The sequence below is a fragment of the Marinobacter aromaticivorans genome (assembly GCF_002806975.1).
GTDB classification, from domain to species: Bacteria; Pseudomonadota; Gammaproteobacteria; order Pseudomonadales; family Oleiphilaceae; genus Marinobacter; species Marinobacter aromaticivorans.
In genome coordinates, this window is sequence record NZ_NIHD01000008.1 from 46,257 (window position 1) to 71,454 (window position 25,198).

General features: G+C 58.0%; 22 protein-coding genes. 3 read left to right on the forward strand and 19 right to left on the reverse strand.

The window, feature by feature from the left end; all coding sequences use genetic code 11:
• Positions 1-46: 46 nt before the first annotated feature.
• The 18 genes from CDH48_RS12590 to tssB form a co-directional block, all read right to left on the reverse strand.
• Positions 47-625 (reverse strand): porin family protein, encoded by a 579-nt coding sequence (locus CDH48_RS12590; protein ID WP_100689105.1) that lies wholly within the window; start codon positions 623-625, stop codon positions 47-49.
• Positions 626-949: 324 nt separating this feature from the next.
• Positions 950-1,456, reverse strand: a complete 507-nt coding sequence (locus CDH48_RS12595) for a hypothetical protein (protein WP_188437650.1) — start codon at positions 1,454-1,456, stop codon at positions 950-952.
• Positions 1,456-1,779 (reverse strand): hypothetical protein, encoded by a 324-nt coding sequence (locus tag CDH48_RS12600; RefSeq protein WP_100689106.1) that lies wholly within the window; start codon positions 1,777-1,779, stop codon positions 1,456-1,458. Before CDH48_RS12600 ends, CDH48_RS12595 begins: the two co-directional genes overlap by 1 nt.
• Before the next feature lie 164 nt (positions 1,780-1,943).
• A complete protein-coding gene (locus CDH48_RS12605) occupies positions 1,944-2,828 on the reverse strand; it encodes a DNA ligase (protein WP_100689107.1) in 885 nt (294 codons plus the stop codon).
• A 68-nt stretch (positions 2,829-2,896) separates the two neighbouring features.
• Positions 2,897-6,508 carry a type VI secretion system membrane subunit TssM gene (gene tssM / locus CDH48_RS12610; protein WP_100689108.1) on the reverse strand — a complete coding sequence of 1,204 codons (3,612 nt, stop codon included), beginning with the start codon at positions 6,506-6,508 and terminating at the stop codon, positions 2,897-2,899.
• Positions 6,509-6,647: 139 nt separating this feature from the next.
• The gene (gene tssA / locus CDH48_RS12615) at positions 6,648-8,102 is read right to left on the reverse strand and encodes a type VI secretion system protein TssA (RefSeq protein ID WP_100689109.1); all 1,455 of its coding nucleotides are present in this window, start codon (positions 8,100-8,102) and stop codon (positions 6,648-6,650) included.
• Between the two features lie 40 nt (positions 8,103-8,142).
• On the reverse strand, positions 8,143-8,853 hold the full coding sequence (gene vasI / locus CDH48_RS12620; RefSeq protein ID WP_227521079.1) for a type VI secretion system-associated protein VasI: 711 nt from the start codon (positions 8,851-8,853) through the stop codon (positions 8,143-8,145).
• Positions 8,850-10,421 (reverse strand): sigma-54 interaction domain-containing protein, encoded by a 1,572-nt coding sequence (locus CDH48_RS12625; RefSeq protein ID WP_100689110.1) that lies wholly within the window; start codon positions 10,419-10,421, stop codon positions 8,850-8,852. Before CDH48_RS12625 ends, vasI begins: the two co-directional genes overlap by 4 nt.
• A 308-nt stretch (positions 10,422-10,729) precedes the next feature.
• Positions 10,730-13,384: a type VI secretion system ATPase TssH gene (tssH, locus tag CDH48_RS12635; RefSeq protein ID WP_188437652.1), complete on the reverse strand. Its 2,655-nt coding sequence runs from the start codon at positions 13,382-13,384 to the stop codon at positions 10,730-10,732.
• Positions 13,385-13,394: 10 nt separating this feature from the next.
• The gene (gene icmH, locus CDH48_RS12640; protein ID WP_100689113.1) at positions 13,395-14,222 is read right to left on the reverse strand and encodes a type IVB secretion system protein IcmH/DotU; all 828 of its coding nucleotides are present in this window, start codon (positions 14,220-14,222) and stop codon (positions 13,395-13,397) included.
• A gap of 3 nt (positions 14,223-14,225) precedes the next feature.
• Complete coding sequence (gene tssK, locus CDH48_RS12645; protein WP_100689114.1) at positions 14,226-15,560, reverse strand: type VI secretion system baseplate subunit TssK; 1,335 nt, start codon at positions 15,558-15,560, stop codon at positions 14,226-14,228.
• Positions 15,560-16,105: a type VI secretion system lipoprotein TssJ gene (gene tssJ / locus CDH48_RS12650; protein WP_100689115.1), complete on the reverse strand. Its 546-nt coding sequence runs from the start codon at positions 16,103-16,105 to the stop codon at positions 15,560-15,562. Before tssJ ends, tssK begins: the two co-directional genes overlap by 1 nt.
• Entirely contained in the window at positions 16,102-17,454 is a 1,353-nt protein-coding gene (tagH, locus tag CDH48_RS12655; RefSeq protein WP_100689116.1) for a type VI secretion system-associated FHA domain protein TagH, read from the reverse strand. Before tagH ends, tssJ begins: the two co-directional genes overlap by 4 nt.
• A gap of 19 nt (positions 17,455-17,473) precedes the next feature.
• On the reverse strand, positions 17,474-18,490 hold the full coding sequence (gene tssG, locus CDH48_RS12660; RefSeq protein WP_100689117.1) for a type VI secretion system baseplate subunit TssG: 1,017 nt from the start codon (positions 18,488-18,490) through the stop codon (positions 17,474-17,476).
• Positions 18,454-20,226: a type VI secretion system baseplate subunit TssF gene (tssF, locus tag CDH48_RS12665; RefSeq protein WP_100689118.1), complete on the reverse strand. Its 1,773-nt coding sequence runs from the start codon at positions 20,224-20,226 to the stop codon at positions 18,454-18,456. Before tssF ends, tssG begins: the two co-directional genes overlap by 37 nt.
• A gap of 146 nt (positions 20,227-20,372) precedes the next feature.
• The gene (gene tssE, locus CDH48_RS12670) at positions 20,373-20,801 is read right to left on the reverse strand and encodes a type VI secretion system baseplate subunit TssE (RefSeq protein WP_100689119.1); all 429 of its coding nucleotides are present in this window, start codon (positions 20,799-20,801) and stop codon (positions 20,373-20,375) included.
• 3 nt (positions 20,802-20,804) lie between these two features.
• Positions 20,805-22,286, reverse strand: coding sequence for a type VI secretion system contractile sheath large subunit (gene tssC, locus CDH48_RS12675; RefSeq protein WP_100689120.1), 1,482 nt, complete (start codon positions 22,284-22,286; stop codon positions 20,805-20,807).
• A 76-nt stretch (positions 22,287-22,362) separates the two neighbouring features.
• Positions 22,363-22,857: a type VI secretion system contractile sheath small subunit gene (gene tssB, locus CDH48_RS12680; protein ID WP_100689121.1), complete on the reverse strand. Its 495-nt coding sequence runs from the start codon at positions 22,855-22,857 to the stop codon at positions 22,363-22,365.
• 290 nt (positions 22,858-23,147) lie between these two features.
• Here tssB and CDH48_RS12685 point away from each other — a divergent pair, with 290 nt between their 5' ends.
• Complete coding sequence (locus tag CDH48_RS12685; protein WP_100689122.1) at positions 23,148-23,408, forward strand: acyl-CoA-binding protein; 261 nt, start codon at positions 23,148-23,150, stop codon at positions 23,406-23,408.
• 81 nt (positions 23,409-23,489) lie between these two features.
• Here the strand turns inward: CDH48_RS12685 and CDH48_RS12690 are convergent, their stop codons facing one another.
• Entirely contained in the window at positions 23,490-23,948 is a 459-nt protein-coding gene (locus CDH48_RS12690) for a hypothetical protein (RefSeq protein WP_227521081.1), read from the reverse strand.
• A 201-nt stretch (positions 23,949-24,149) separates the two neighbouring features.
• Between CDH48_RS12690 and greB the strand changes: the two genes are divergently transcribed.
• Positions 24,150-24,623, forward strand: a complete 474-nt coding sequence (gene greB, locus CDH48_RS12695; RefSeq protein WP_100689123.1) for a transcription elongation factor GreB — start codon at positions 24,150-24,152, stop codon at positions 24,621-24,623.
• Positions 24,624-24,915: 292 nt separating this feature from the next.
• Complete coding sequence (locus tag CDH48_RS12700) at positions 24,916-25,197, forward strand: hypothetical protein (RefSeq protein ID WP_100689124.1); 282 nt, start codon at positions 24,916-24,918, stop codon at positions 25,195-25,197.
• Position 25,198 lies beyond the last annotated feature (1 nt).

Below are 25,198 nucleotides of genomic sequence, written 5' to 3' on the forward strand. Positions count from 1 at the left end.
CACCTTATCGGGGGTCAGACTACATCGGGGGTCATACTACGGCGGATCAGAACTGGAACTTGAGACCAACCTGAGCGGTATCGAAGTCCGGGCCATCATTGTTCAACTGGCCGTTAAAGTCGTCTTCGTCTACGTCAACATTGTAGCGATTATATTCCAGGAACGTGGTCAGGTGCTCTGTAATGCGGAAGTCAACACCTGCGCCCACAACGGGGCTTACCTCATCATAGGTCTCGCTCTCATCGAACGCGTCCACGTCCAGCGCAGCCGCAAAGGCACCCGCTTTGGCGTAAACACCAAAGCTGTCCGTTACCGGCAGACGACCAACTGCCACCAGGGAGCCACCCTTCAGCTTACTTTCAACGTCGTCTTTACCGAAGTTGCCAAAGTCTATGTAATCCGCTTCCAGAGCAAAAAACTGGTTGAACTGATAACCGACACCTGCGCCGTACAGATCATTCGAATCGTCAAAGTCGCCATTGTGCGACTTGTAACCACCGTAGCTACCCTTGATGTAAGGGCCGGAGGCGTCACGATCCGAAGAACTTTGAGCGAAGGCTGCCGGGGCAGCGAATACACTGGCAGACAAAATCGTGGCACAGGCAATACGAGCTTTGGAGTTCATAATGCTTTTTCCTCGCTGGTTAGAAGTTCCGTTCGTAAAAGCGTTTTCCGGGTAGCTGCATTGATTCATGACTCCCGAAACACGTATTTCCACCCTAACGCCTCTGATCACGAATTTGGGTTAAATCCGGACTAAATCCTCTTAATTCTTTATTAATATTTTTCAAAAAAAACCCTGAATAAATCTTTGAAGTCATAGACTTGAATGTCTGGAACGGTTGCAGCCCGACAGCTGTGCAAATACAGTAATCATGCCTTGAGGAAAGAAATCCTGAGGTCCCAGAAGGGAGGGTGCAAAAAGGACAAACAACAGGATGGCAAACGATCAGTCGACGGGAGCCTTGTCTGCCGGGGGTGCTGGAGCCTCTTCCGGTGCACCGGTCCCCGGGGCATCAGATTCGGCAGATTGGCGCATCAGAACCATGCCGCCCTGGAGCAACAATTTCTTTAATCTCGGGTCGCTCTGCTCTGCAACGCCAACGGCAAACGCCAGCGCCGCCGCCTCTAGTGGATTGCGGGTAATCAGTGAGCGTAATAGCTCAATGGGCGAGCCCAAGTGCGGACTGCTGCTTTGCGCATCGCGGCCGGCTTTGGCCGGGCGGGTCATGCGATAGAAGAAGAACGCGAGCAGGCACAGGCATACACCCCCTGTAATCGCCATGGCGCCTGGCTTACCCACAAAGGGAGCCAGGGCCAGGGTCGCTGCGTTGACCAGCAGATAAAAGCCGGTAACCAACAACGCCGTAAGCAGCACCAACGCCAAAACCATCCCGGTGATTGCCGCGACAGCCTTGCGAAGGGCGCTCTGGATCGTTGCAGAATCAGGCATCATCAGCGGTCAAGCATCTTACCTACAATGATACCGGCGAGGAACATGAGGATGACCGTAAGAAACGGCCTTTCCTCAATTTTGTGCTCCACGCTCTCGACCGTTTGTGAGCCTGCCTCCGTCGCACGAGTCAGGGCAGCATCGCCCCGTTTGCGCAGGTTTTCAAACACGGCATGAGCCTCACGGCTGATCTCTTCTTTCAGGTTACTGGCACTGGTTTTCTGACCTTCTGCAACGGCTTTGGTCAGTGAGGCAAGGTCTTCCCTCAGTAGCTGAAGGTCTTCTTTGACGCGAGCGTAATCATCTTGTGCTGTTTGCTTTTCCATGAGCTTGTCTCCTGATTGATTCCTGACTTCATTCGACAACGGCCTGGAACAGGCCCCTTTCGAGAACCCATAAAGCCATTCACAGATTACTCTAGCACAAGGCCTGAATTTCGTGACAACTGGCAAATCTTCCAGAGACACCTGATAAAGCCGGTAAAACCGTATTACGGCTGAAATCCGGACGATTCCGGCTCATCGTCACGCACACGCAAAAAACTTGCAAAGCGCGGTAGACCGGTTGCCGTAAGGCCATAGTATTTGAAGGTAATGCGGGTTCCGGGCAGGGGTGGTCGAGTGCGCAGATCGTCACTGAAGCCGGTGCCTATGCGGAAGCGCCGGCCGCTGGGAAGCTCCACCTCTAACGCCCCCATCATGCCCTGGAGCCGGCCCTTGCCCGGTATATGCGCGACCACCACCGCCTCGGCATCCTCATAGGTCTTCACCTTCAGCAAGTCGTCAGAGCGGCCCGCTCTGTATAAACTGTCTTGCCGTTTCAACATCAGGCCCTCACCGCCCTGTGCGACGATCCTTTCCAGATCGGCCATCAATGCGGAATGGGAGGTTGCAGGCTTTTGCGCCACCAGTACCAGGTGCGGAGAACGGGATTCCAGTACCAACCTCTGCAACTGTTCATACCGTTGATAAAACGGGCCGGGGCCTGGCACGTCAAACACATGAAACCGGATCCCACGCCACTCCTCATCCAGCGGTGTCTGTTTACGCACGGCACCGGAAAGTTCTGCGAAGCGCTGGCGACCCATCCACAGCTCACCGTCCAGAGGTATAGCGGGGAACTCTGAAGTAAACCAGGCCGGGGCCTGATAGACGTTGCCATTGCGGGATAAAAAGGCCTGGCCATTCCAGTAAGCTCTTACGCCATCCAGTTTCTCACTGATCCAGTAATTCTCCAGTGCAACGCCTTGCTGATAGGTACTGGCCAGGGGCACGGGGGGCAAGCTGACCTCACCAGATCTCACAGCAACAGCCAAAGCCAGCCATAAAGCAGACAACATAAGCCTGAAAGCGAATGTTGTTCGGCCAGTCAGCATTCTTTATTCCCTGCCTTTTGCTGCCAATTCATCGCAGGCTACTCCATGTCGCTTTTGAGGTAGGTCACTTAATACAAGTTGCGCGGTATCCGGTACCCGGATAACAGCTGCTGGGTAAACGGATTGATATTGCTGGCCGCGTGCAGGCGGTAGCGCATTTCTCCGTCATCCACCCGGAAGCGCACATCCACGGCACTGCTGCTGACGCCGGTTATATCGGCTTTATCCAGTAACCGGAATAATGCCCAGGGCCCGTTCTCTGAAATGCTGCGGGGTGAACGGTTTACCTGCACCGGCACCAGGGTAATCCGGCTTTCAACCGCTTCGCGCAGGGTGTTGGGCCAGACCAGCGGTATGCTCTGGCGCGGGCCATGGCTGAACTCCACCAACTGGCCATCCAGATTCACCACACTGCGGCGTTTGTTGGAAGACAGGTTCAGGGGCTCCAGGGCAAACTCCACATCCAGGGTGCCACTGCGGGTGAAGTAGGCACTGCGAATCTTGTCCGCGTTGCCTAGAGCCGCCAGCACATCCCGGCGCACCAGGCTGGCCCGGCGGGCATCCCCGACCTGCTCCGGATGATCCTCCAGGAACAGCTTCAGGTTGTCCTTGTAGAAGCTGTCCAGCACGCCGCCGGGGGCAAAAAACCGCTCAAAATCCTGCAGCGCCACATCGCGCCCGGCACTGGCGTTAAACGGATAATGCCTGGCCAGGTTCTGCTGGAACGGCTGGTAGACCTCCCGGTACCATTCCCGCTCCAGTTGCGCCACGGCCTGGTCCAGCAATACCCGCCAGCTTTCTGTGGCCAGCCGGTTCAGCAACCGGTTCAGTGGCTCGGGCTGGTGCACCGCCATGCGCTGCAGGGTGAAAATCGGGTCGGCGCCCTGCAACCCCATTCTGGCCCGGGCGGCGTTAAGGGCGGCCTTACCCTTGTCCGGCGACTCCTGAACATTGCGCATGTATTCGTGCAGGTCGCTGACCACCCGCATGATCTGCTCAAGCCCGCTGGGTTGGTCCCCGTTCTTGAGGGTGAGCTGGTTCAGGTCGGCAAACTGGCGCTCAATGTTCTGCAGCATGCGGAAATGCGGCGACTGCTCCAGCAACTCACGGGCCGTGACACCCTCCCCTTCGGCAGCGGGTATCAACCGGGTATTACGGCTTACCTGACCAAGGAACTGGGCCAGGGGCTGATGACCACCGGTCAGGCTTTCCAGTATGCGGACCCCGTGATTCAGGTCGTCAAAGGTCTGAATGTCCACCCGGCTCAGGGCGGTTCGCCAGGCATTGGCGTAGTGTTCGGCGTAGAGATTCTGCAAGCTGGCCTGCAACTCAGCCTCGTCGGCTTTACTGAATTCCACGTTGTCCCGGCGGCCCAGCACCCAGGCGTCGATCAGGGCCAACTCGGTCACCGTGGCGGATTTGCGCAGGAACCATTTCTCCAGGCCATCACGGGTCAGTAAGGCCGGGATGCTCAGGGGATCATCAGCCAGCGCCTGTGCCGCTTGCCGTTCAGATTCATTGGCAACCGGCTCGCCGTACTGGTCTATCCGCACAAACACGTTGCTGAAGGCAGGGCCGGAGGTGCGGGCCAGGTCGTTTGGCTGGCTGAATTCCCGGGCGGCTTCAATTTCCAGATCCCGATACACCCGGTCTGGCGTAGAGATACGCCCCAGTTCGTGCTGTGACCACTGTACGCTGCTTTTGAAGGGAGCCAGCGCCATATCCGCAGTGACATCCCCGTTCCGCGCCTGTTGGGCCAGGTCTGTGTAAGACATGGCGTAGTCCAGATGCCCCATCAATCTTTGCTGAACATCCCGGCGCCCCGGGAAGGCCCGCTGCCAGTATTCGCTCATGTAGCGGGAAACAATATCCTGGCGACGACCACTGGCATCGTAGAGCATCCTGAGCACCCTCAGGTGTTCAAGGCGCTCCGGGCTGTTGTCCGGTGCCCGGCTCATCTCACCCATCACCCCGAACATCAGCGCCGGCAGGTACTGGTACGCCAGCATATCCAGGTAGGAAGCTTCCACTTCCGGCCCCACCTTGTGGCCCTGATACAGCCCCATATCGCTGATCAGCGGCCATTGTTTGCGGTGGTCACCGAACGCCAGGGTCGCCCGGCGTAACTGATCCAGAGGCTCCAGCAGGTTACGCCCCGTGGTGTCCGGCTCGTAACCCACAGGCTGCCAGTTATCGATAAAGCTTTTAACCCGTGTTTCAACCGAGGCCGCGGCTTCCGCGTTCTTGATGAAGTAATGCTGCCAGCCCGCGGTTACGCCGGTACCGACACACACTGCCACCACCGCCGCAGCGGCCACGCGGCGCTGGCGGCTGCGCACAACCCGCCGGTTATCCCCGGCAAGCCCGGCTTCGGGATAGATGATCCCGGGGAAAAGCGATTGGGTAAACAGGCTGGCAGACTGGCCTGTACGCTGAGCGGGCTGTATGGGGCCGGATACCTGATAGTGGCTGGCGGCGGCAGAAACAAAGGCATCTTCCGGCACGCCTTCCTGCACAACCGAGGTGAAGTAGGTACCGCGAACCAGGGCCGGTGTTGAAAACGCATCCGCCGACAGAAGGCTGGTGAGGAAGTTTTCCAGCGCGGGCTTCATGCCTGCAAGCTGGCGGGTAAATGAGTAGGTAGATGCCCGCTCCTCTGCGTCCCGGGTATTGGCCAGCACGTCTGGCAGGCGCTCGCTCAGGCGCGCCACCATCCCGCTGTAGCGTTCGGAGAATTCGTTCAGCCAATCGTCGTTATCCAGTTGACCTTCCAGCCGGAAGGTGAAACCCAACGCCTGTTCTTTTTCCTGCTTGCTCATGCTTCGTACAAAGGGCCCAAAGCCGTACAGCAGATCCATTTTGGTGAAGGACACATAGACCGGCAGGCGCGAGCCTATTTGCTCCATCAACTCTCGCAGCCGGGTGCGCAGCAAAATGGCATGAGCTTCCCGCTGCTCCTCGCTGGCCGTGCTCAGCTGGGCCAGATCAATGGCCAGAATCACGCCGTTAAGCGGGCGTTGCGGGCGGTTGCGCTCAAGCCACTGGATAAAATGCGCCCACAACCGCTGCTGTATTTCCCCGGCAGTGCTTTGATTCTCTCCCTGGCTCAGCAGTTCACCATCCGGGTCAATCAGCACGCCGTTATCGCCAATCCACCAGTCAAACCCGAAGGGATTGCGATCCGCCCGATTGTTGCGGGTGACGTTGGTGAGGGTATAGATTTGCCCGGAACGCTGGATCAGACTGGTTTTACCGGCATCTTCCAGACCCATAACCAGATACCAGGGCAAGCGGTAAACACCCCGGCGCCCCGGCAGGTTGCTCTTCAGCGCCGTAAGTTGGCGATCCAGCAAGCGCTGCTGACGGCGCTCCATGGGCAGGATCGGATCTTCCTGCTCCTGCTGTTCCTCGGCTTTCGCTGCATTTACCTTGCCCAGGCGGCGGGCCAGCACCGTGCCCCAGACCATGACGACCAGCAGCACAACGCCCAGAGTCACCAGCGCCCGCATCTGCCAGGCTGCCAGCGGGAACTCACCGCGCACCTCCCACCTTGGCCCCAGCCACCAGGTAGCTACCAGGACCGCAATCAGGCCCAGCGCCAAGGTAACCGGTGCCGCGTTTTTAATGTATGGCAGAAGCCAGCGACCGATGAGTAAAGCTTTTCTCCACATGGTGTCCATTCCTGCTGTGTGTACGTCTTACAATAACCAGTGTTCGGCTGGCTAATTCGTTAATCCCGGACTGAGAGCTCTGGCCAAGGCGCCAACCTGCCGGTGTGGTGGTTCCACAGCAAAGGTTGGCAACACAGGTCCAGAGTTCTCAGGACAGTCGATCAAGTTGTTTCAGGAGTGCGGGCTCCCAGTCTTCAATAACCAGGCCCGCTACCTGCTGCTGCAGATCCTGAACCTGCCGCGAAGCCAGGCTCACCAGGCCGCTGTCTTTCATCAGCTGTGCCGACGCCAGGCGCCAATAGAACTGTTCCCGCGGCTCCCTGGCCCCGGCCAGCCCGTCTTCCAGCAATTGCATCGCCGGCGCCAGACCTTTCTGGGTAGACAGCTCCCGCGCTGTGTCATAAGCCTGTTCCCAGGGGCTGGCACCGCCGCCGGACTGCCCGGAAGCACTGGCAGGAGCAGACAGAAGCCATTCTTCTGTTTCCGAGGGTAAAAACGGGGTGCCATCGTTGAACGTCAATTCCGCCAGTTGCGGCAGCTTTTCCAAAAACTCGTTAGCGGCTGCCCGAATGGCTTCGGCACAGGCGTCACACCCCAGTGCGGCGGCCACACCAGCGCTGAGGCGGTGACCCTCAAGCCAGAAGGGGCTTACCGACAGGCTCTGCTCTATGCGCTGCCAAAGGGTATGATCCGGTGCCTTTTCCAGGGCTTCCCGGTAATCGGCTACCCGGTCGGCACTCACGGCCGCCAGATCTGAACGCTTGCCATCCCGGGTAGGCGGCACCGACGTAATGCTCTGCCAGATGGCGTAGCGGCGGATCTGATAGCCCAGGGGCCGCTCCGGTTCGGTGCCGGTGAGCATATCCGCCACTTTCAGCAGGCTCTGGCGGGTGGTCCGCACGTCGCTCGGGTCCAATGTGAGCGCGCCAAGGGATGGGCTGGCAGGTGTGCTTGCAGGCGTTGCACTGGCTTTGGTGCCGCCTGCTGTGCTGGACGGGCTTGTAGCTTGCGCCTCGGGTTTGCTTTCAGCCCGGGTGCCGGTTTCCTGAGCCCGGGGCAACTTTTCAACAGCGCGTTTCAGATCCCGCAACGCATCATCGGGCAACTCTTTTTGTTCCGCCTGAGCCTGAAGCTTTGCCAGCAACTCAAGACAATAGCTGCGGCCATCCCCCACGCTGGCATCAAAGGTTTTTCCATCGACACCCTTGGCTGCCCGCTGGAGCATCTGGGTAAACATCATTTTCCGCGCCCGCTTGCCCTTGTCACCGGGGTAAGGCCCGCCTGCCTCCCACCAGCCATCAAGCACGCGATGGAGCAGATACAGGGAGAGGGCGAAGCGTTCGCCGTCGCCGCCACGCTGCAGGGCAATCAGAAGAAAGCCGAGCACTTTCAGGTCTTTGCTTCTGGCAGACAGGATTTTCAGGGATTCGCTCTCAACCTTGCCCCAGTCGATATCCGTGTGAGCAAGGGAGCCGATTTTCATGATTTCGTCTTCCAGAAACGCCAGGGCGGCATCCTCGCCCAGCGCCTGGCCTGTGGGCAATTCGACTTCCAATGGCGATACCACCTGTTCAATGTAGGGATGCTGTTCTATTACCTGCATGGTCTCTTCCCTCGCGTCCTTGCCTGTCTATTCCCGCCGGTTACCAGCCACAGCGTTTACGAAGCGGGCGAATGGCGTCTCCAAAACCCGTCAAATCAAATAACAGACCGTCTATGGGGCTGTTTTGAGAGAACACACGAATGTCTGTTTCCCGCTCTATGGCCTTGACCGCCCGGATTGCCGGCAAACCGCGGCCGATGCTGAGTACGTAGCCGTTGTCGCGCACTCGCCAGGCGTTTTGACCGGTGTTTTCCGAGGTACCAAGCCCGATGTTCACTCGCTCCGCCTCAAGCGGCTCCGGCAGCATCAGGGTCAGTTCGGTGATGTTGTTATGGCACTGCAACGCAAGCAAAGGCCGGGGCGGCTGCGCACCCAAAGCCGGCACGGTTACCAGAAGGCCTGCGGCCTGGCCGGTGTCGCGGTATTGAACGCCACCGGTGGAGGCATCTGCTTCTGCCTGGGCATAAGCCTGGCGCCAGCGGCTGGAAGCGGGCCTGAGGTTAACCTGTGTGCCGGGCACAGCACCGGCTACAGGTTCCGCCAAAGGCGTACCGAACACCTGGTCAAAACACGCCAGTCGCTCCAGCCGCCGGGTTTCGCTGGTGCATTTTCGGGCATGGTCCAGCAATCCGGCCTGCACCGGGGTATTTGCCGCCCCAAGCATCACAAGGGCGGCGTAAAAGCCGGTTAGCGATGGCTTTTTAAACAATGCCCAGGCGCACGCAAGGAAGTGCCTCATTGCAAGTTTCATAAATCGGTTACCTGATACTTCAAACACTTGTGGGCCAGGGTGCGCTTGGGTAGTCCCAGACTCTCGGCAGCCTGGGCGCGGTTGCCGCCGTACTGGTGCAAACGCTCCCGGATAACCGCGGCTTCAAAGGCCTGAGCGGCGGCTTTGAGGTCGCGGATTTCCCCGGTACCGGGCACGGAGGCTATGCCCGGGCTTTGAATCTCGCCACCATAGGTCTCCGAAACGCAGGGATCGGTATACAGGTCGGTGAGTTGCAGCATTTCCGGCTGAATGTCATCCCCTGCCGGGGTCTGCAAGCATGCCAATTCAATGATGTTGCGCAACTCCCGGGCGTTACCGGGAAAATCGTAAGTTGCCAGCACTTTCAAGGCGTGGCTGCTGATGCCCAGAGGCCCGGCACCTTCACGCTCGGTATACAGGCGGATAAAGTGACGGCTGAGGGCTTCCAGATCATCCAGGCGTTCCCGCAGCGGCAATATCTGCAGTGGGAACTGGCTCAGGCGGTAGAACAGGTCCCGGCGGAAGCTGCCGTCCTCTATGCTTTGGCGCAGGGGTTGGTGGGTAGCCGCGACCAGCCGGAAATCGGAGTGCTGTTCCTTTTGTGCGCCAAGGGGCCGGAACTGACGGCTTTCCAGAACCCGCAAGAGTTTGGATTGCAGCGCCATGGGCATGTCGCCAATTTCGTCCAGAAACAGGGTGCCGCCATTGGCCTGGGCCAGAAGCCCCTCTTTGGCCTGATCGGCACCGGAGAAGGCGCCTTTGGTGTGGCCGAAGAGTTCGCTCTCCAGCAGGCTGTCCGGTATGGCGGCGCAGTTGACCACCACTAGGGGGCCGTCGGCGCGGTCGGATAGTTCGTGGATGCCTCTGGCCACGACGTCTTTGCCACAGCCGGTTTCGCCCTGAACCAGCACGGATAACTGGCTGCTGGCTGCGCGCACTACCTGGGCACGCAGGCGGGTCATGGCTTCGGAGGGGCCGACCAGTGTTTGCGCCAGGTTTTCGCTGCGCTTGCGGAGGGTTTCGGCGTCGTGCAGGTCGTCCAGAGAGCGTTTTAGCAGGCGGCGTTGCCACACCTGGTCACGGCTTTGCAGCTGGGCGATCCATTGGTGGGTGAGCAACTGCAGGAGGCCGCGGTACAGGGGTTGGGCGGTTATGCCGTTCCAGTCGGATTCGTCGCGGCAGAGGATGAGTATGCCCAGGGTTCGGCCGTCGTCGCCTTTTAGGGGTTCGAGCCACAGGGATTTGGGGCGGTCGCTGGCTTCCATGAGGCTTTGGAAGCCAGGGTGATCGAGGCGGTAGCTTGCGGCCCGTGTGAGTTCGCGGGCTTTGCCGGTTTGCAGCAGGTGGGCGAAGGGGTGGCTGAAGTCGCCGCAGTCGAATTCGCCGGTTTCAGCCAGGTCGCTGCAGTGCAGTGTGCGGCCGCTGAGGTCGAGTTCGAGTGCCCAGCAGCGGGTAAGGCCGAAGGTGTTTTCCAGCTGCGTTGTGGCGGTTTTCAGCAAATCCGGCAATGTGGTTTGGCGTGTCAGTGCGACTGCCAGCTCTATGCCGGTGTGCAGTTCCATCTGCATCCGTCCCATTTTTCTTTTCCCTTATATTCCTGTTATCCGGCCTTGTTCTGGCCCGGTCGCACAGCGTGGGGCTTGGCTTTCCAGAATGTGCTTTGACTGCCGCTCAGCAAGCGGATTGGCTTCCCGAAACACGCTGTGAATACATCCTTGTACGCTTGGCTCTTGTTTACCGCCCGCACACCACGGGGTTGAGCTTTCCAAAACACGCCGTGAATACGTCCCTGTAGGCTCCGCTCCGCCATCCATGGCTCCGCAGGGTTTTGGAAAGCTCAACCCCGCGGTGCGCTACGATTCAGGAAGCCTTCACGTTAAGCTACGATTCCAGTAAATTTGTTCTCTGAAACCCCAAGGGTTACCTGTGTTACCGGCTCTTTCGCCGCCAGCTTCTCCAGCAACGCCAACGAGATCGGCGGCAACAGTTCACCTTCAATGATCGATTCCAGCATGCGGGCACCGTTTTCGCTTCTGGTTGCGCGGCTGCGGATGGCTTCTACCAGGCCGTCTTCCATCACCACCTCTGTGTGGTAACGGTCGCGGATTTGCTGTGCCAGGCGTTCCAGTTTGTCGCCGACGATGCGGTTGAGGGTGTCTTCGCCCAACGGCAGGTAGGGTACGACTTCCATTCGGGCCAGCAACGCGGGTTTGAAGAAGTCGGCCAGTTCCGGGTAGAGGGCTTCTTCGATGTTCTCCGGGTGTTCGGCGTGGTTGACGATGGTCTGGTAGCCGAGGTTGGAGGTGAGGAAGAAGACCACGTTTTTGCAGTCGATCAACCGGCCTTCGCCGTCTGCCAGTTCGCCTTTGTCGAAGGCCTGGTAGAAGAGGTTGAGGACTTCCGGGTGGGCTTTTTCGACTTCGTCGAGCAACACCACGGAGTAGGGTTTCTGGCGGATGGCTTCGGTGAGGATGCCGCCTTCGCCAAAGCCGACGTAGCCCGGAGGTGAGCCGATGAGGCGGGAGACTGTGTGTTTCTCCTGGTACTCGGACATGTTGATGGTGGTGAGGAACTGGCGGCCGCCGTAGAGGAGTTCGGCCAGCTGTACCACGGTTTCGGTTTTACCCACGCCGCTGGGGCCCACCAGCAGGAAGGCGCCCATGGGACGGCCGGGGCGGCGGAGGTCGGCGCGGGCGGTGAGCAGGTGCTGGTGCAGGCAGTCGATGGCGGTGTTCTGGCCTTTGATGTGGGCCTGCAGGTACGCCGGCAAGTGGGTGATTTTTTCCAGTTCGTCGGTGGTCATGCTGTTGACGGGGATGCCTGTCCAGTCGGCGATGACTTCGGCAATCTGGCGGGCGTCTACACGGGTGTGCACCAGGGGTTCGTCGGCCTGGAGTTCTGCCAGCTCCTGTTCGAGGGCGGCGGCTTCGCTTTGCAGGTCGGGGTGTTCTTCCAGACCAGCCTGTTCCGGGCTGGCTTCGGTATCGGCGCCACCCTCTGCAGCGGATTCCTGTGCTTGAGCGGGGTTCAGCAACTGTTCGCGGATTTCCACCAGGCGGGCGACCATGTCGCGCTGGGTGTTCCAGCTTTCTTCCAGTTCAGCGGCCTGTGCGTTCAGTTCCGCAATGCGTTGCTCCAGCTCGGCTTCCCGGTCGGTGTCGACGCTCTGGCCAAGGGTGTGTTCACGGTTCAGCAGTTCCTGCTCCATGGAGAGCTGGTGCAGTTCGCTGCGCACGTGGCTGAGCTGGCGCGGTGGCGTGCTCAGGTTGAGGCTGACCCGGGCGCAGGCTGTGTCCAGTACGTCTATGGCTTTGTCCGGGAGCTGTCGGCCTGCCAGATAGCGGGCGGACATTTCGGAGGCGGCTTTCAGGGCGCTGTCGGCGATGAGTACCTGATGGGCTTTTTCATACAGGGTGCGCAGGCCACGGAGAATGTGTACCGCTTGTGCCGGGCTGGGTTCGTCCAGTGCTACCGGCTGGAAGCGGCGGCTGAGGGCCGGGTCTTTTTCGAAATATTTTTTGTATTCGCGCCATGTAGTTGCGGCGATGGTGCGCAGTTCACCACGGGCCAGTGCAGGTTTGAGCAGGTTGGCGGCGTCGGAGCCGCCTTCGCTGTTGCCGGCACCAATCAGGGTATGGGCTTCGTCGATGAACAGAATAATGGGCGTGGTTGAGGCTTTGACCGCTTCGATCACGCCTTTGAGGCGCTTTTCAAACTCGCCTTTTACCGAGGCGCCAGCCTGCAGGGCACCCATGTCGAGGGTCCAGAGTTCAACGGTTTGCAGGCGCTCCGGCACTTCGCCGTTGACGATGCGCAGGGCCAGGCCTTCCACAATGGCGCTTTTGCCCACACCAGCATCGCCCACCACGATGGGGTTGTTCTTGCGGCGGCGGCAGAGAATATCAATCATCTGGTCGATTTCGGGATCGCGGCACACCACCGGGTCCAGCTTTCCGGCACGGGCCAGCGCAGTAAAATCGGTGGCGTAGCGTTTGAGCGGATCCATATCCGCCTCGGCCTGGGGGGCGCCGGCTTCGCCTTGCGCCATTTCCGGGCGTTCGGTGGAGCCTGCCGTCATGGTGTCGAACTGGCGGCGCAGTTGTTCCCGGTTGATGTCCCGGAGTTGCTGGCTCACCTGGGGCATAAGGTAGCGGTCGGCGTTCATCAGCAAGGCCAGGAAGATGGCGCCGGAGCGCAAGTTCCGATGCCCCAGCTCGGTGGAGGCCAATAGCCAGGCGTCCTGCAGCAGGTCGATCAGCAGCGGCGAAAAGGACGGATACGGCTCCGCCGTTTGCAGCTCGCCGTTCAGGCTTTCACCCACAATGGGCTGGAATTCCTGATGGTTGATACCCGCCTGCTCAAGAATCTGGCGCACGTCGGAAAACGGCGTTTCCAGCAATTTAAACAGCAGGTGGGCCGGGGTGATTTCCGCACCCTGGCGGCTGATGCAAAGGGCCGCAGAGGCTTCCAGTCCATTTCGGCAAATGTCGTTGAGGCGCCCGATGAGCGCTGGCAGTTCTACCCGAATCACAGTGATATCCTTATTTCGGTAGTTGTTCCAATACGCTGAGCACATCCCTGATGCGTTCTTCCAGCGCTATGTTGTATAAGCTATATATTCCCACCATGGCCGCGGCGAACAGCCCGGCAATTCCCCAGATCGGCAGGCCACTGCGTAACCGGTTGCGGGCCGGGGTTACGTTGATCTGCGCGTCTGCCAGAGGCTCGGGGTCCGTATCCTCTTTCAGCGACTGCAGCTGTTCATGGAGCCCGCGCACAATCTGTTCATACTCATCACGGCCGTTTTCCATCACCTTGTAGCGGCCTTCAAAACCCAGGCACAGGCACAGGTAGATAAACCCGAGCATGTCCTTGTAGCGCGCCGGCTCCTGCTCCATGCGGGCAAGGATGGCGAAGACCTTCTCCCCACCCCAGGTTTCGTTGTGAAAGCGCGACAGCAACGAGTGCTGCGACCAGACGCTGTGGGCGCCCCAGTCTGTACCCAGCACCGCTTCATCAATGAAAGCGCACAGCACATACCGGTAGGCGACCACGGTGGGGCGTTCGTAGCCCTGCTCGATCAGCTCGCGATCTATGGCCGCCACTTCGTCCGCCACCTGCTGGTAGAGGCTTTCAACAGCGCGATAATCCGCCAGCCTGCGAATGCGGATCACCAGCCCGAGCAAGGGGGTGGCGGCATCGGTCAGGCGGTTGTCTTCCAGCCCCCGGAGCTGGAACTGGTCATTGCCGAAGTCGCTGCCGGAGGCGCCGTTGGGCGGCTGCTCATCGGCAAACAACAGATCACTGAATGCACTGCCGCCGGACTGCCTGCTGCCATTGGGTAAATCCATTACCTGTGCATTTGTCATAAATTAGCTCCTGATTGCCCAGAACTGCATTTCCAGACCCGGGAAACTGCCCGCCACGTGGAAGGCGAAACCGCTGGCGTTGTCGAGCATCTGCCAGGCCTGGCTTTGGTCGTCCAGCCGGAAGTACACAAACCCGGCGTGATACGGCAACTGCCTTGGTGCCACCGGCAGTGCCGACAGTGGAATGCCCGGCAACTGCAGGCTGATGAGATCGCGGATTTTTTCCACCGAGGCCACCTTGCACTGCTGGGTGAACTGCTTGCGCAGATCGTCCAGGGGCATGTCGGCCTTCACCGCCAGAATGAATTCGGCCCCACTGATCAGCTGACCGTCCTGAACCGGCGCTACCGTTAGGCCGTACTGGCGTTGCTGCAGCTGGATAGCCAGAGCGCGGGGCTCCAGTACCGTGCTGAGGGATTGCCGCAACACCTGCATCAGCGGGGTAAAACAGTCTTCCGGCAGATCGTGATCGTAGGCCGGGTATTCCCGGGGCAGACGTCCTTCGTCGGTAAAAGTCACCAGCTCCCCACAAAGCTCAAGCAGGGCTTCAAACAAACGCTCCGGGTGCAGTTGGCGCAAACGGGCCAGGTGCATGAACCTCGGGTGTGCCCGGTTAAGCATCTGCAGCAGCATGAAATCCGCCACATCGGCAACACCACCCTGCCCGGGCGCGCCCACACGTTCTGCAATATTCCGTGCACGTTCCCGCATCAAGCCGGCCATTTCGCCAACAAAACGCTGCAACCTTGGTGCTGAGCGAACGCTGAGCATGGTCGGCATAAAGTTCGGATCCATCACCAGGCTGCCATCCGGGCGTTTTTCCAGAATCCGACCAATGGCCAGGGCCGCGTAGGCGCTTCGGTCGTCCCGCTCCAGCATCAAACGCGGCGCTACCCGGGCCACATCTATGCTGTGGGCATCGCCGTCAATGGAATGCAGGTCGCGGATTTCTGCACTCTCGGCCCGGAACCGTCCGGCCACTGGTGCATCCGGCCATTCCACTTCGGCCAGGCTATCGCTACCCAGGGGCAGGGCCAGATACACCACCTGGTTGGCCACCGAGGCATCGGCGATTTCCAGGGGCTCCGGCATCACATCATCCTGGGGCAGGTTGAAGCGGGTGCCATCGGGGAACAGACCACTGGCCCGCACCAGGCCCACGCGCCCGAAGCTCAGGTATTCCGCGTTGAGTTCCAGATCACTGAACCCGTACAGGTAATCCGAAACCGCCAGTGAACGCTCATTGATCTGGTGTTCCAGGTACCGCTGCTGCTGCTGGAAGTGCTGGGGTTTGATAAACAGGCCATCACTCCAGACCACTCGATTTGTAACTGCCATCAGGTTTCTTCCGACCGCTTGAGTTGTACTTCCCTGTCCCGCAGGTTCACCAGCAGGTGGTAACGGCCACCCACAGGATCTACCCTGACCACTTTCTTCCACTGGGACAGGTTCGGGTAGGCGTAGAAGGCGATCACGCCGATAAACCTTGTGTCCTTGCTGATCTCGAATGGTTCCACAAACTTGAACTGGCCAGGTACCAGGGTGTAATCGCTGTGATCGATGTAGTTGCGGCCCAGGGAGCTCTTCAGGTTATTCAGCAACTGGTCAAAATCACCGGCCATCAACAGGGAGCTGTCGCGCATTTCAATAATCTGAAAGGCAATCGGCGTCGGTGCCAGAGACTCATTCGGGTTTACACCCGGCTCGGCCACCATGGTGAGATCCACCCGGCTGGGCAGGTCCTCGGCGTAGCCTACCGGAATATCCGGATCCCACAGCACCTTGGCAGTTTTCGTCACGGCGTGATAAGGCGTGCTGCATCCCGCGAGCACAAACACCATTGCCAGTGTCGCTGGCAGCAAGTTCCATTTGCAGGTTTTCACAGCAGATTCTCCCTTTGCAGTTGACGTAAATGCTGGTCGTAAGCCTGATCGAATACCTCCTGAAACAGGCGCTCAAAACCCTGCTGACGACTCGATTTCAATTCCTTGTAGTAATGCTGGTACATGTCCCAGGCCCAGCGACCTTCGTCTTCATTCTGTTGCAGACCGCGGCGATAGCCATGGAAGCGGCGCAACAGGGCTTCTGGTGAAAACGCATGGAGAATGGCTTCCAGCGCTTCGCTAATGGCCTCGCGGGTGGCCCGCTGGTGGTGATTCAGGCTCTGCAGACTTTCCTGCACCGCCGCAGGTGCCGACAAATGCACAGGGCTGCGCTGGCTGGCGAACAGGGTTTGCACGGTTTCTTCGTAGTTCCCGCCAAGACGTAAAGGGTTGTCTTCGATGGGCTGCAAGCGTGTGCGCAGGGCCTGATGCCGACTGTCTTCGCCCTGATGCAGGGCCAGCAAGCCTTCGATGGTGGCTTTCAGGGTCTGCCCGGCTTCTTCCAGAAACAGCTGCATGCCATCGCTGTCTGCAAAGTTGAGGCCGGTTTCCATGCCCTGCATCAGAGGGGTGGCACTGATGTGTTTGCGGCTTTGGTCATTGTGCTGAGCGTTGGTATCCCCAAGCCGCGGGTCCAGTGCACCGGTTTCGGTATGTGACATCCTGTCCTTCTCTCCTTTCCTTACCGGCAGCCCCATCGCCACGTCGCGATTCTCCCGGTATTCATCTGTTACGTCGGTTTCAGTGGCAAACCAGGCACGATCACTTGCCAAAAGTGCACTTTCTTCCTGATCCACACGTGCTGGCTCATCCTGCCAGTGCATCATGGGGTCGGCGCTGATGGTTTCTGCTTCTGCCGGCGCCAGGCCTTCCAGAGGTTCGGCTATGTGCATGTCGCTGTCACGGGCGGCCCCACGGACCAGTTCGCCTTGTGCCACATCCACCAGCTTCCGGTCTTCTGCGGCCGACCGGTGTTCCAGCTCTTCATCACCGGCAAGCGCTGACAGCTCGCCGGCCACTAATTCTGCCCGTATGCGATAGCGACCGATGCTGACCGTGTCGCCCTGATTCAGTCGGACCCTGCGGCCCCGCCCCACGGGCTGGGTCGCACTATTGATGTAGGTGCGGCCACTGCGATCAATCAGGCAGTAGCCGCCATCAAGAAACCGGATTTCCGCATGCCCCGGGACAGCACCGGTGCGATGGGCCGACAGTTGCCAGGTGTCGCTTTCAGCGGTGCCTATGGAGCCACCCCGGGTGCTGAAACTGTGCTCGATACCCGCACCGCTGCGCGTCGTGCCCGGGTTGGTGACTGTCAGCTTCAGTCTGGTTATCGGCTGCTCGTCCATGATTGGTTTCCTTATCCTGTTAACGGCGTATCTGAATCCGCACCGCTGGCCGGGTTTGGGATTTCTCGGGTGTTACAAACGAGTTCCAGCCCAGCCGTATTTCCTGCCCCATCTGCATCGGGCGAATATCCTGTGTCCGCATCTGCAACTCCAGGTCGTAAGCCAGCTGCTCTCGGGTGGCGAATTCCACCAGCTTCAGCAGGCGCTGATGATCCTGTCCGTTGGGCAGAAAGTCGGCAAAACGCTGGCGGCTCAGGTTGCGAATTCGCAGAATGAACTTGCCGCTGCGATCACGAACCTGCGAGCCCACCAATGTGTCATTGCCGAGGGTCGCGTTACTCCGGCCCAGGCGGGTTTGCTGATCTTCGCCAATCGCAACCTTGCGCAATACCCACTGTTCGATACTCACATCGTCCAGGTCGAAACAGTGCCCGACAATGCCGCTGACCACTTCGGGAGAGCGGCTGCGGCCAGCCATAAGGCCGGAATAGGCCAGCATCTTTGACCAGTTAACCGGTGTGGCTTCCCGCAAACGGCTGTCGCCAAGACCAATAAGGGCGTAGATCAGATTGGAAAAACCATCGGAAGCGCCGGGGCGAAAACGCACGTAGTAACGGTATTTGCGCCATGACCGGTGAAACAGGGTAACCAGCCGGTGATTGAAAAAATCCAGAAAGTGCCGGCGAATACCCAGATCCTGACCCGCTTCCCAAGCGAGATCTTCAAGGTAATAACCGGGCAACGGCGACTGGGAGCCGTGCAGCCCCAGAAAACTCACTTCCATCTGATAGGGTGCGTGCTCATGCTCCGGCGACAAGGCGGAAACCACATCGCTACCGGGAAACCCGAGGCCTGCCGCGGCTGAAAACCGGATGCGCTCCTGCCGTGGCTGCTCATCTCGACCGCCTTCCAGATCGTCACCGTGGTGCCGGTGAATCAGATCCACCAGCTGAAAAAAACTGTACCGCCGTGCATTGCCCAGAACGGGTTGCAGGCCGGCTACATCAGCGGTTGCTGACCTTGCTGTAACGTCCATGTATACCGTTCCTGATTGTCTGTATTCACCACTTCCAGTTGGTGAAATGCGTTGATGCTGGCATAAAGTGCAAAAAACTGGCTGAGTACTGTGCCGAACAGGTACAGATCGCCCTCCGAGGCAAAGGCCTGCTGATCCAGTTTTATTTCCGAGCGAATTCCCCGCACCGGCAGCCCCCGGATCATCTTGTCCACCGGATTGGTTTCGATGGCGCTGATACCCGCAAGCCGCTTCTGGGACACCCGCTCCGCCTGGCGATCCACCAGTGCGCGGAAGTCATACACCCGCAACACCGTGCGCAGGGCATCCACATCCAGCATGGAGAGATAGTTGAGCGACAGATTGGAAATCAGCGTCCACAACAGGCTGCCATCCAGAGTCGGCCTCAAGGTGGCGGTAGGGCGGGTGATATTGCTGAATGAGGCAAACGCCGGTGTGGTTTCCGTGGCCATGCACACTTCCCCTACCGCCAGTTGCTGCGGCAGTTGCCGGTTGGTGCAGGTCAGAGTCAGGGAAATCGCTTCCTGGCGATCCATACACTCGGATTCGTCACCGCGAACAAACGACATATAGTGATCAAAGCCATCACCGCGCACGCTGTCCTTGGCTCGAACCCGGTAATACAGGGCTGTGCGGCCACGATCCCGCTCAACTTCGTGCTGAAAGCTCTCAAACGCCGTATACAGCCGCCGCTCGCCCCGCCCTGACCGGCCTTCCAGCCAGCCTTCCACCTGTTCAATACTGAACACTTCAAAATGATCCGGCGAACGGCTGGATGCCAGTATCCGGTACTCGGTCTGGCGCCCGTTAAGATCCACCGGCTCACCCTCATGGGTAAACAGATTCACCGCCGGCGTGCAGTAAAGTTGCATGTTCTCCGCCCGAACCCGGGCATCCGGCGGCAGAATCCGGCTGAAATGAAAGCGCAGGCTGATTTCATCTGCCTGAACCGCCGGCAAACGGTTCTTCAGACCGGTAATGTCCACAAACCGGAAGGCCTCGGGAAAGCTCAGGTATTCCTGCAGAATCCGGTAGCCGGAATAGGCGTTCTTGGGATAAGGCAACAGCGCCTCATCACTGGCGAAGCCAACCGGCTTCAACAAAGACGTCGGCAGCCTGTACACCGAACCGCCAACCACCAGCTCCATGCGACTGAGGTAGTGGTTCAGCCACAAGTAAAGCGTTTCAGCCGTGTGGTTATCACCGCCCAGATAGAAACGAAGGCTATCCAGCCCAAGAGCACTCAATGGCTGATCAGTGTGTAATGCCAAATCCACGGTCATCGACGACACTTCCCGTGAATGCTCGGCGTGAGCATCCGCCACACTGATCGGAAATACATCCACCGCACGACAGGTACGAAACCGGCACTGAGTCTGCCGTGTGGAATCTCCCAACGGACGGCTCTTGATTTCCGTGTACCGCTCAACGGTCTGACGCTCACTGATCGCATGCAACTGAGGATCAAACCTCATAATGGTGCAGCTAGGTACTGGGCGGAGATAGTTCGGCCACAACATGTTCAACAGAGAATGCGTAAGCTCCGGAAACTCGTCTTCCACCTTCTCCCGAAGCTTCCCGGTCAAAAACGCAAAGCCTTCCAGCAACCGCTCCACATCCGGATCGGTGCTTTGTTCCGATAAAAACCGGGTCAGTTGCGGGTGAGCCTCAGCAAACTCCCGCCCCTGCAGCCTCAAAAAACTCAACTCATCCCTGTAAAACCGATTCAACTTCATCCAACTACACCTGAACAACTGCAACAATGTTCGAAAAGAGGGGGTGGGGATGCTTTTCTGGCGGGAAAAAGATGTCTGAGCGCAGCGAGTTGTTTTCCCAGAAGAAAAGCATCCCCACCCCCTCGCTCCACCACAGTCCCCGCCAGTTACATCACCCGGTAATAACGCTTGTCATCCAGTAATAAATCTATGGTTGTCTTGTCGTCTTTAGAGCCAAGGTTCAGATAAACCGTCACCTGAAACCGCAACTGCAAAGGATCCGGCCCCTGAGGCAAAGCAACCACATCAACCCGCTTTACTCTGGGCTCATACTTCTCAATACACTGCCGGATTGCACTGCGGATCTGGATACTCAGATCGTAAGTACCCAGGGTCGCATCGTTGAAATCCAGCAGCCCCAGCTCCGGCGCACAGGCGCTGTTACCGGGGTGGGCATTGAGAAGGCGAACCAGATGGCGCTTGATGGAAGCCACCACATGGGTGACCTCCCCCATGCTCTGCCCTTCCGGATCAGTGGCCTGCTCCAATCGCTCGAACAGGCTGCCTCCCGTGGATTGCGCGTCGCCACTGAACACGGATTAATCCTTGTCCAGACGGCCTACCAGCGACAGCTCGAAGTTGGCACCCATGTATTTGAAGTGCGGACGCACGGCCAGAGATACCTGGTACCAGCCTGGATCGCCTTCTACATCGGAAACCGTTACCTGAGCTGCGCGCAGCGGGCGGCGGCTGCGTACTTCCGCCGGCGGGTTTTCCTGATCAGCCACGTACTGGCGAATCCAGGTGTTCAGTTCGCGCTCAAGATCCTGACGCTCTTTCCAGGAACCGATCTGCTCCCGCTGCAGCACCTTGATGTAATGAGCCAGGCGGTTAACGATCATCATGTAAGGCAGCTGGGTACCCAACTTGTAGTTGGTTTCCGCTTCCTTGCCTTCCTTGGTGTTCGGGAACTGCTTGGGCTTCTGTACGGAGTTGGCTGAGAAGAAGGCCGCGTTATCGCTGCCCTTACGCATGGTGAGGGAGATAAAGCCTTCGTCGGCCATTTCGTATTCACGACGGTCGGTGATCAGCACTTCTGTGGGAATCTTGGCTTCCAGCTGGCCGAAAGATTCGAACAGGTGAACCGGCAGATCTTCCACCGCACCACCGCTTTGCGGGCCGATGATGTTCGGGCACCAGCGGTATTTGGCAAAGCTCTCGGTCAATCGCGTCGCCAGCAGGTAGGCGGTGTTGCCCCACAGGTAATGCTCGTGATCGCCGGAGACATCTTCCTTGTAGTTAAAGCTGCGCACCGGATTTTCGCTTGGGTCATAGGGTACCCGAAGCAGAAAACGTGGCGATGTCAGGCCCAGGTAACGGGCGTCTTCGGATTCACGCAGGGCGCGCCACCTGGCGTATTTCGGGCCTTCGAAAACGGCTTTCAGTTCCTTGATGGCCGGCAGTTCCTGGTAGCTGTCTACGCCAAAGAATGACGGCGCAACCGAGGACAGGAAAGGCGCGTGAGCCATGGCACCAACAGACGATACATACTGCAGCAGCTTCATATCCGGTGTAGACGGTGTGAACGCATAGTTACCAACAACCGCGCCTACCGGCTCGCCGCCGAACTGGCCATATTCCGTGGAATAAATATGCTTGTAGAAGCCGGTCTGAGTGACATCGGGAGCGAACTCGAAGTCTTCGAGAAGTTCGGTTTTCGTGGCATGCAAAATATCCACTTTGATGTTTTCGCGGAAGTCAGTGCGATCAACCATCAGTTTGAGGCCACGCCAGGCGGATTCCAATTCCTGCAGCTTTGGCGCATGCAGAATTTCATCCATCTGGGCGCTGATCTTGCGATCCAGCTCTACCACCATCCGGTCAACCAGTGCCTTGTTGACCGGCTGCCCCTTTTCTTCGCTTTTCAGCAGGTTGGCAATAAACGTTGCAACGCCTTTGCGGGCGACATCGTAGCCCTCGTCAGCTGGCGCCATGCGACTGTTGGCCATAACCTGGTCAAGCAAGGAGCCTTCCATTACAGATTCGGAGGCAGCAGATTGCTGCGCAGCAGTATCAGACATACCACATCCCTTCAGTACGTGATTGATATTCGGTGTTGTATACCGCGCTCAGGCGGCAGCCCTGACTAAATTCTGGTTACTCGCCGTCGGTAGCCAGTTCAAGCTCAGACAACAGGGTTTCCCGGGCTTCGTCGTTATCCAGCAATTCCTGCAGCTTGGAACGGAACGCAGGCACATTACCCAGCGGGCCTTTCAAGGCCACAAGCGCTTCCCGCAGTTCAATGAGCTTCTTCAGCTCGGGAACCTGGCGGGCAATGCTGTCGGGTGAGAAATCATCCAGGGTCTGGAATTCGAGAATGACCGGCAATTCCTCGGCTTGCTCGTCCAGCTGGTTGGAAACGGTGGTGGAAAGCGTAAGCCCGGCCTCCTTCATGACAGAACGGAAGTTGTTCTTGTCAACGGAAATGGCTTTACGTTCTTCGATGGGGGTTTCTTCGGCGTGTCCCTTGAAATCACCAACCACGAACACCTTCAGCGGCAGTTCGGTTTCAGCCTGCTGATCTCCGGTGGCGGGGACATACTTGATATTGATGCGCTCTTTTGGCGCGACAGAACCGTCTTTGGACGACATGGCTTGCTCCCTGTGCAAATCATTTGCAGTTGTTCAATCCCTTGTGCGGACCATCCTGGTGCGCAACGGCGAAACTGTACACAGATCGTCCTTGTTTCTCAAGCAAAAACTGGCCAGCAAAACGTCAGACTGTGAGCACGGGCAAGCTTTTGCCAACTTGCGTCCAGTAGGGCCGTATTGGCGAAACCAACCTGAGAACAGGTCAATGACGACGGGCGGTGCCATGGCTATACTCCTGCATACCCTCAAGGTTTCATGGCATTATCACAATAACCAAGGAGACGATTGATATGAGCGACTTGAAAGCGAAGTTCGACGAGGCAGTAAACTACATCCAGACGGCGGAAGGCGACTTTAAACCCTCCAACGAGATGAAGCTGGAGTTTTACGCCCTGTACAAACAGGGAACCGAAGGCGATGTGTCGGGCAAACGCCCGGGCATGATGGATTTTGTAGGGCGCGCCAAGTACGACGCCTGGGAAAAGTGCAAAGGTATGCCCAAAGAAAAGGCTATGCAAAAATACATCGACAAGCTCGAAGCCCTCAAGTAGAGCGCCCGGCTTTCCGGTCCCGGTAAAAACCCGCCGGGATCGCACCCCTTGTTCACAATGCCTGTTGATTCCCGGCAGATGTCAGCGATCGGTCATATTCACATTGAGTGTCTCGTACGTGCGGTTTTCCGGCGGGCGAATCACGTAATTGTTGCTGTGGGTCTGCCCTGGAACAGACTTTGGCATACTGAAACGGAACTCAACCGGTATTTCCGAGCGGCCAAGGTCGGTGCGGCTGTCACGCGGCTGCAGTGCCAGCGGATCCAGATAAAAGTCATCCTTGCCTGCCGGCTGCACTGGAACACCCTCCGCCGGCGCCGCAAGGCCACCTTCGATCACCGTGTCGGAAAGAGCATCTTCAGCAATGGAATGGAAAGGAATGGTTTCCAGCGTTGAGCGTTGCTCAACCTCAAACAGCTGGTTCTCTTCAGGACGGGGCTGGGCACTGGCCGACCCTGCTATCATGCACAGGAGAGCTACAGAAACGAGTCCGGAGCCTATCCACTCAAGCTTTCTGGCGATACGATGCAAAACATTCATGGCGTCCATCCTGATCTGAGATGCATTTTCCCGGAAATGTGTCAATTTTTGATCAGTTTATCGCTAAACCGGTCGCACTTCTCGCACAATTGACCGTTTTGTGACAACTTTCACTGACACAAACCATTGAATTGCCCGGCATACACCCTCTTTTCAGTTACTTTTTATACTTCTTACATTATTTGTAAAAAAGGAGCGGCCTTGAAGACACCACTGATTACCAGGCAGGGCTACGATGAACTGCAAAAAGAGCTTGATGAACTCTGGCGTTTTGAACGCCCGGAGATTACGAAAAAGGTCACCTGGGCAGCCAGCCTTGGTGATCGCAGTGAAAACGCAGACTATCAGTACAACAAAAAACGGCTGCGGGAGATTGATCGGCGGGTGCGCTATCTGAGACGCTGCCTGGACAATCTCAAGGTGGTTGAACACCATCCGGAACAGGAGGGAAAGGTCTTTTTCGGGGCCTGGGTAGAGGTCGAAAACGATGATGGCAAAACCCTGAGGTTCCGAATTGTAGGTTATGACGAAATATTCAACCGTAAGGATTACATATCCATAGATTCACCCATGGCCCGGGCCCTGCTGAAAAAGGAAGTGGGTGATGAAGCCGAGGTAAGAACCGAAGCCGGAACAGCAACCTGGTATATCAATGCTATTGAATACCAAAAATAGAGTCGCAACCGGAGCGTTCCGGGCAGAAAAAAACCCCGTAAGAACGGGGTAAGGCTAGCGCTGTGCTGAAGGGAGAAGCAAGCGGTTACTGATGCCTGCTTCCATCTACAGATACTATTATCCATGCCCGGTATTACCACGCCCTTGCCGATGAATTACCTTTTGGTCAGGGTACGCCAGGCACTTCTTGCCGAAAGGTCGTGAACGTTAAATTAGGTTGTACACTCTAGGAATTGTCGATAGCTTCCAGACAACAGATCTTATACCCGCTTCCAGTTACGGAGATGGCAAAATGAACACACAGAAGCTACTGAACCTGGCACTCGAGTGCGTTGATGCATTGGGTTACCAGCTTGATCAGATGGGCATTACCGGAAAGATCAACCGGCATAATATTGCGGCATTCCTGATGGCAGAACAGAAGCACCTTGAAGGTGAATGGGACAGCATTCAGGTGCGCGTGAACCTTCGCCGCATGCAGTTTGAACGTATTACCCGGCAGATTGAGACACGCACGGATGCGCTGATTGGCCCGATAATGTCACAGGTAAACCGGCTCCGCCCCAGCCACTGAG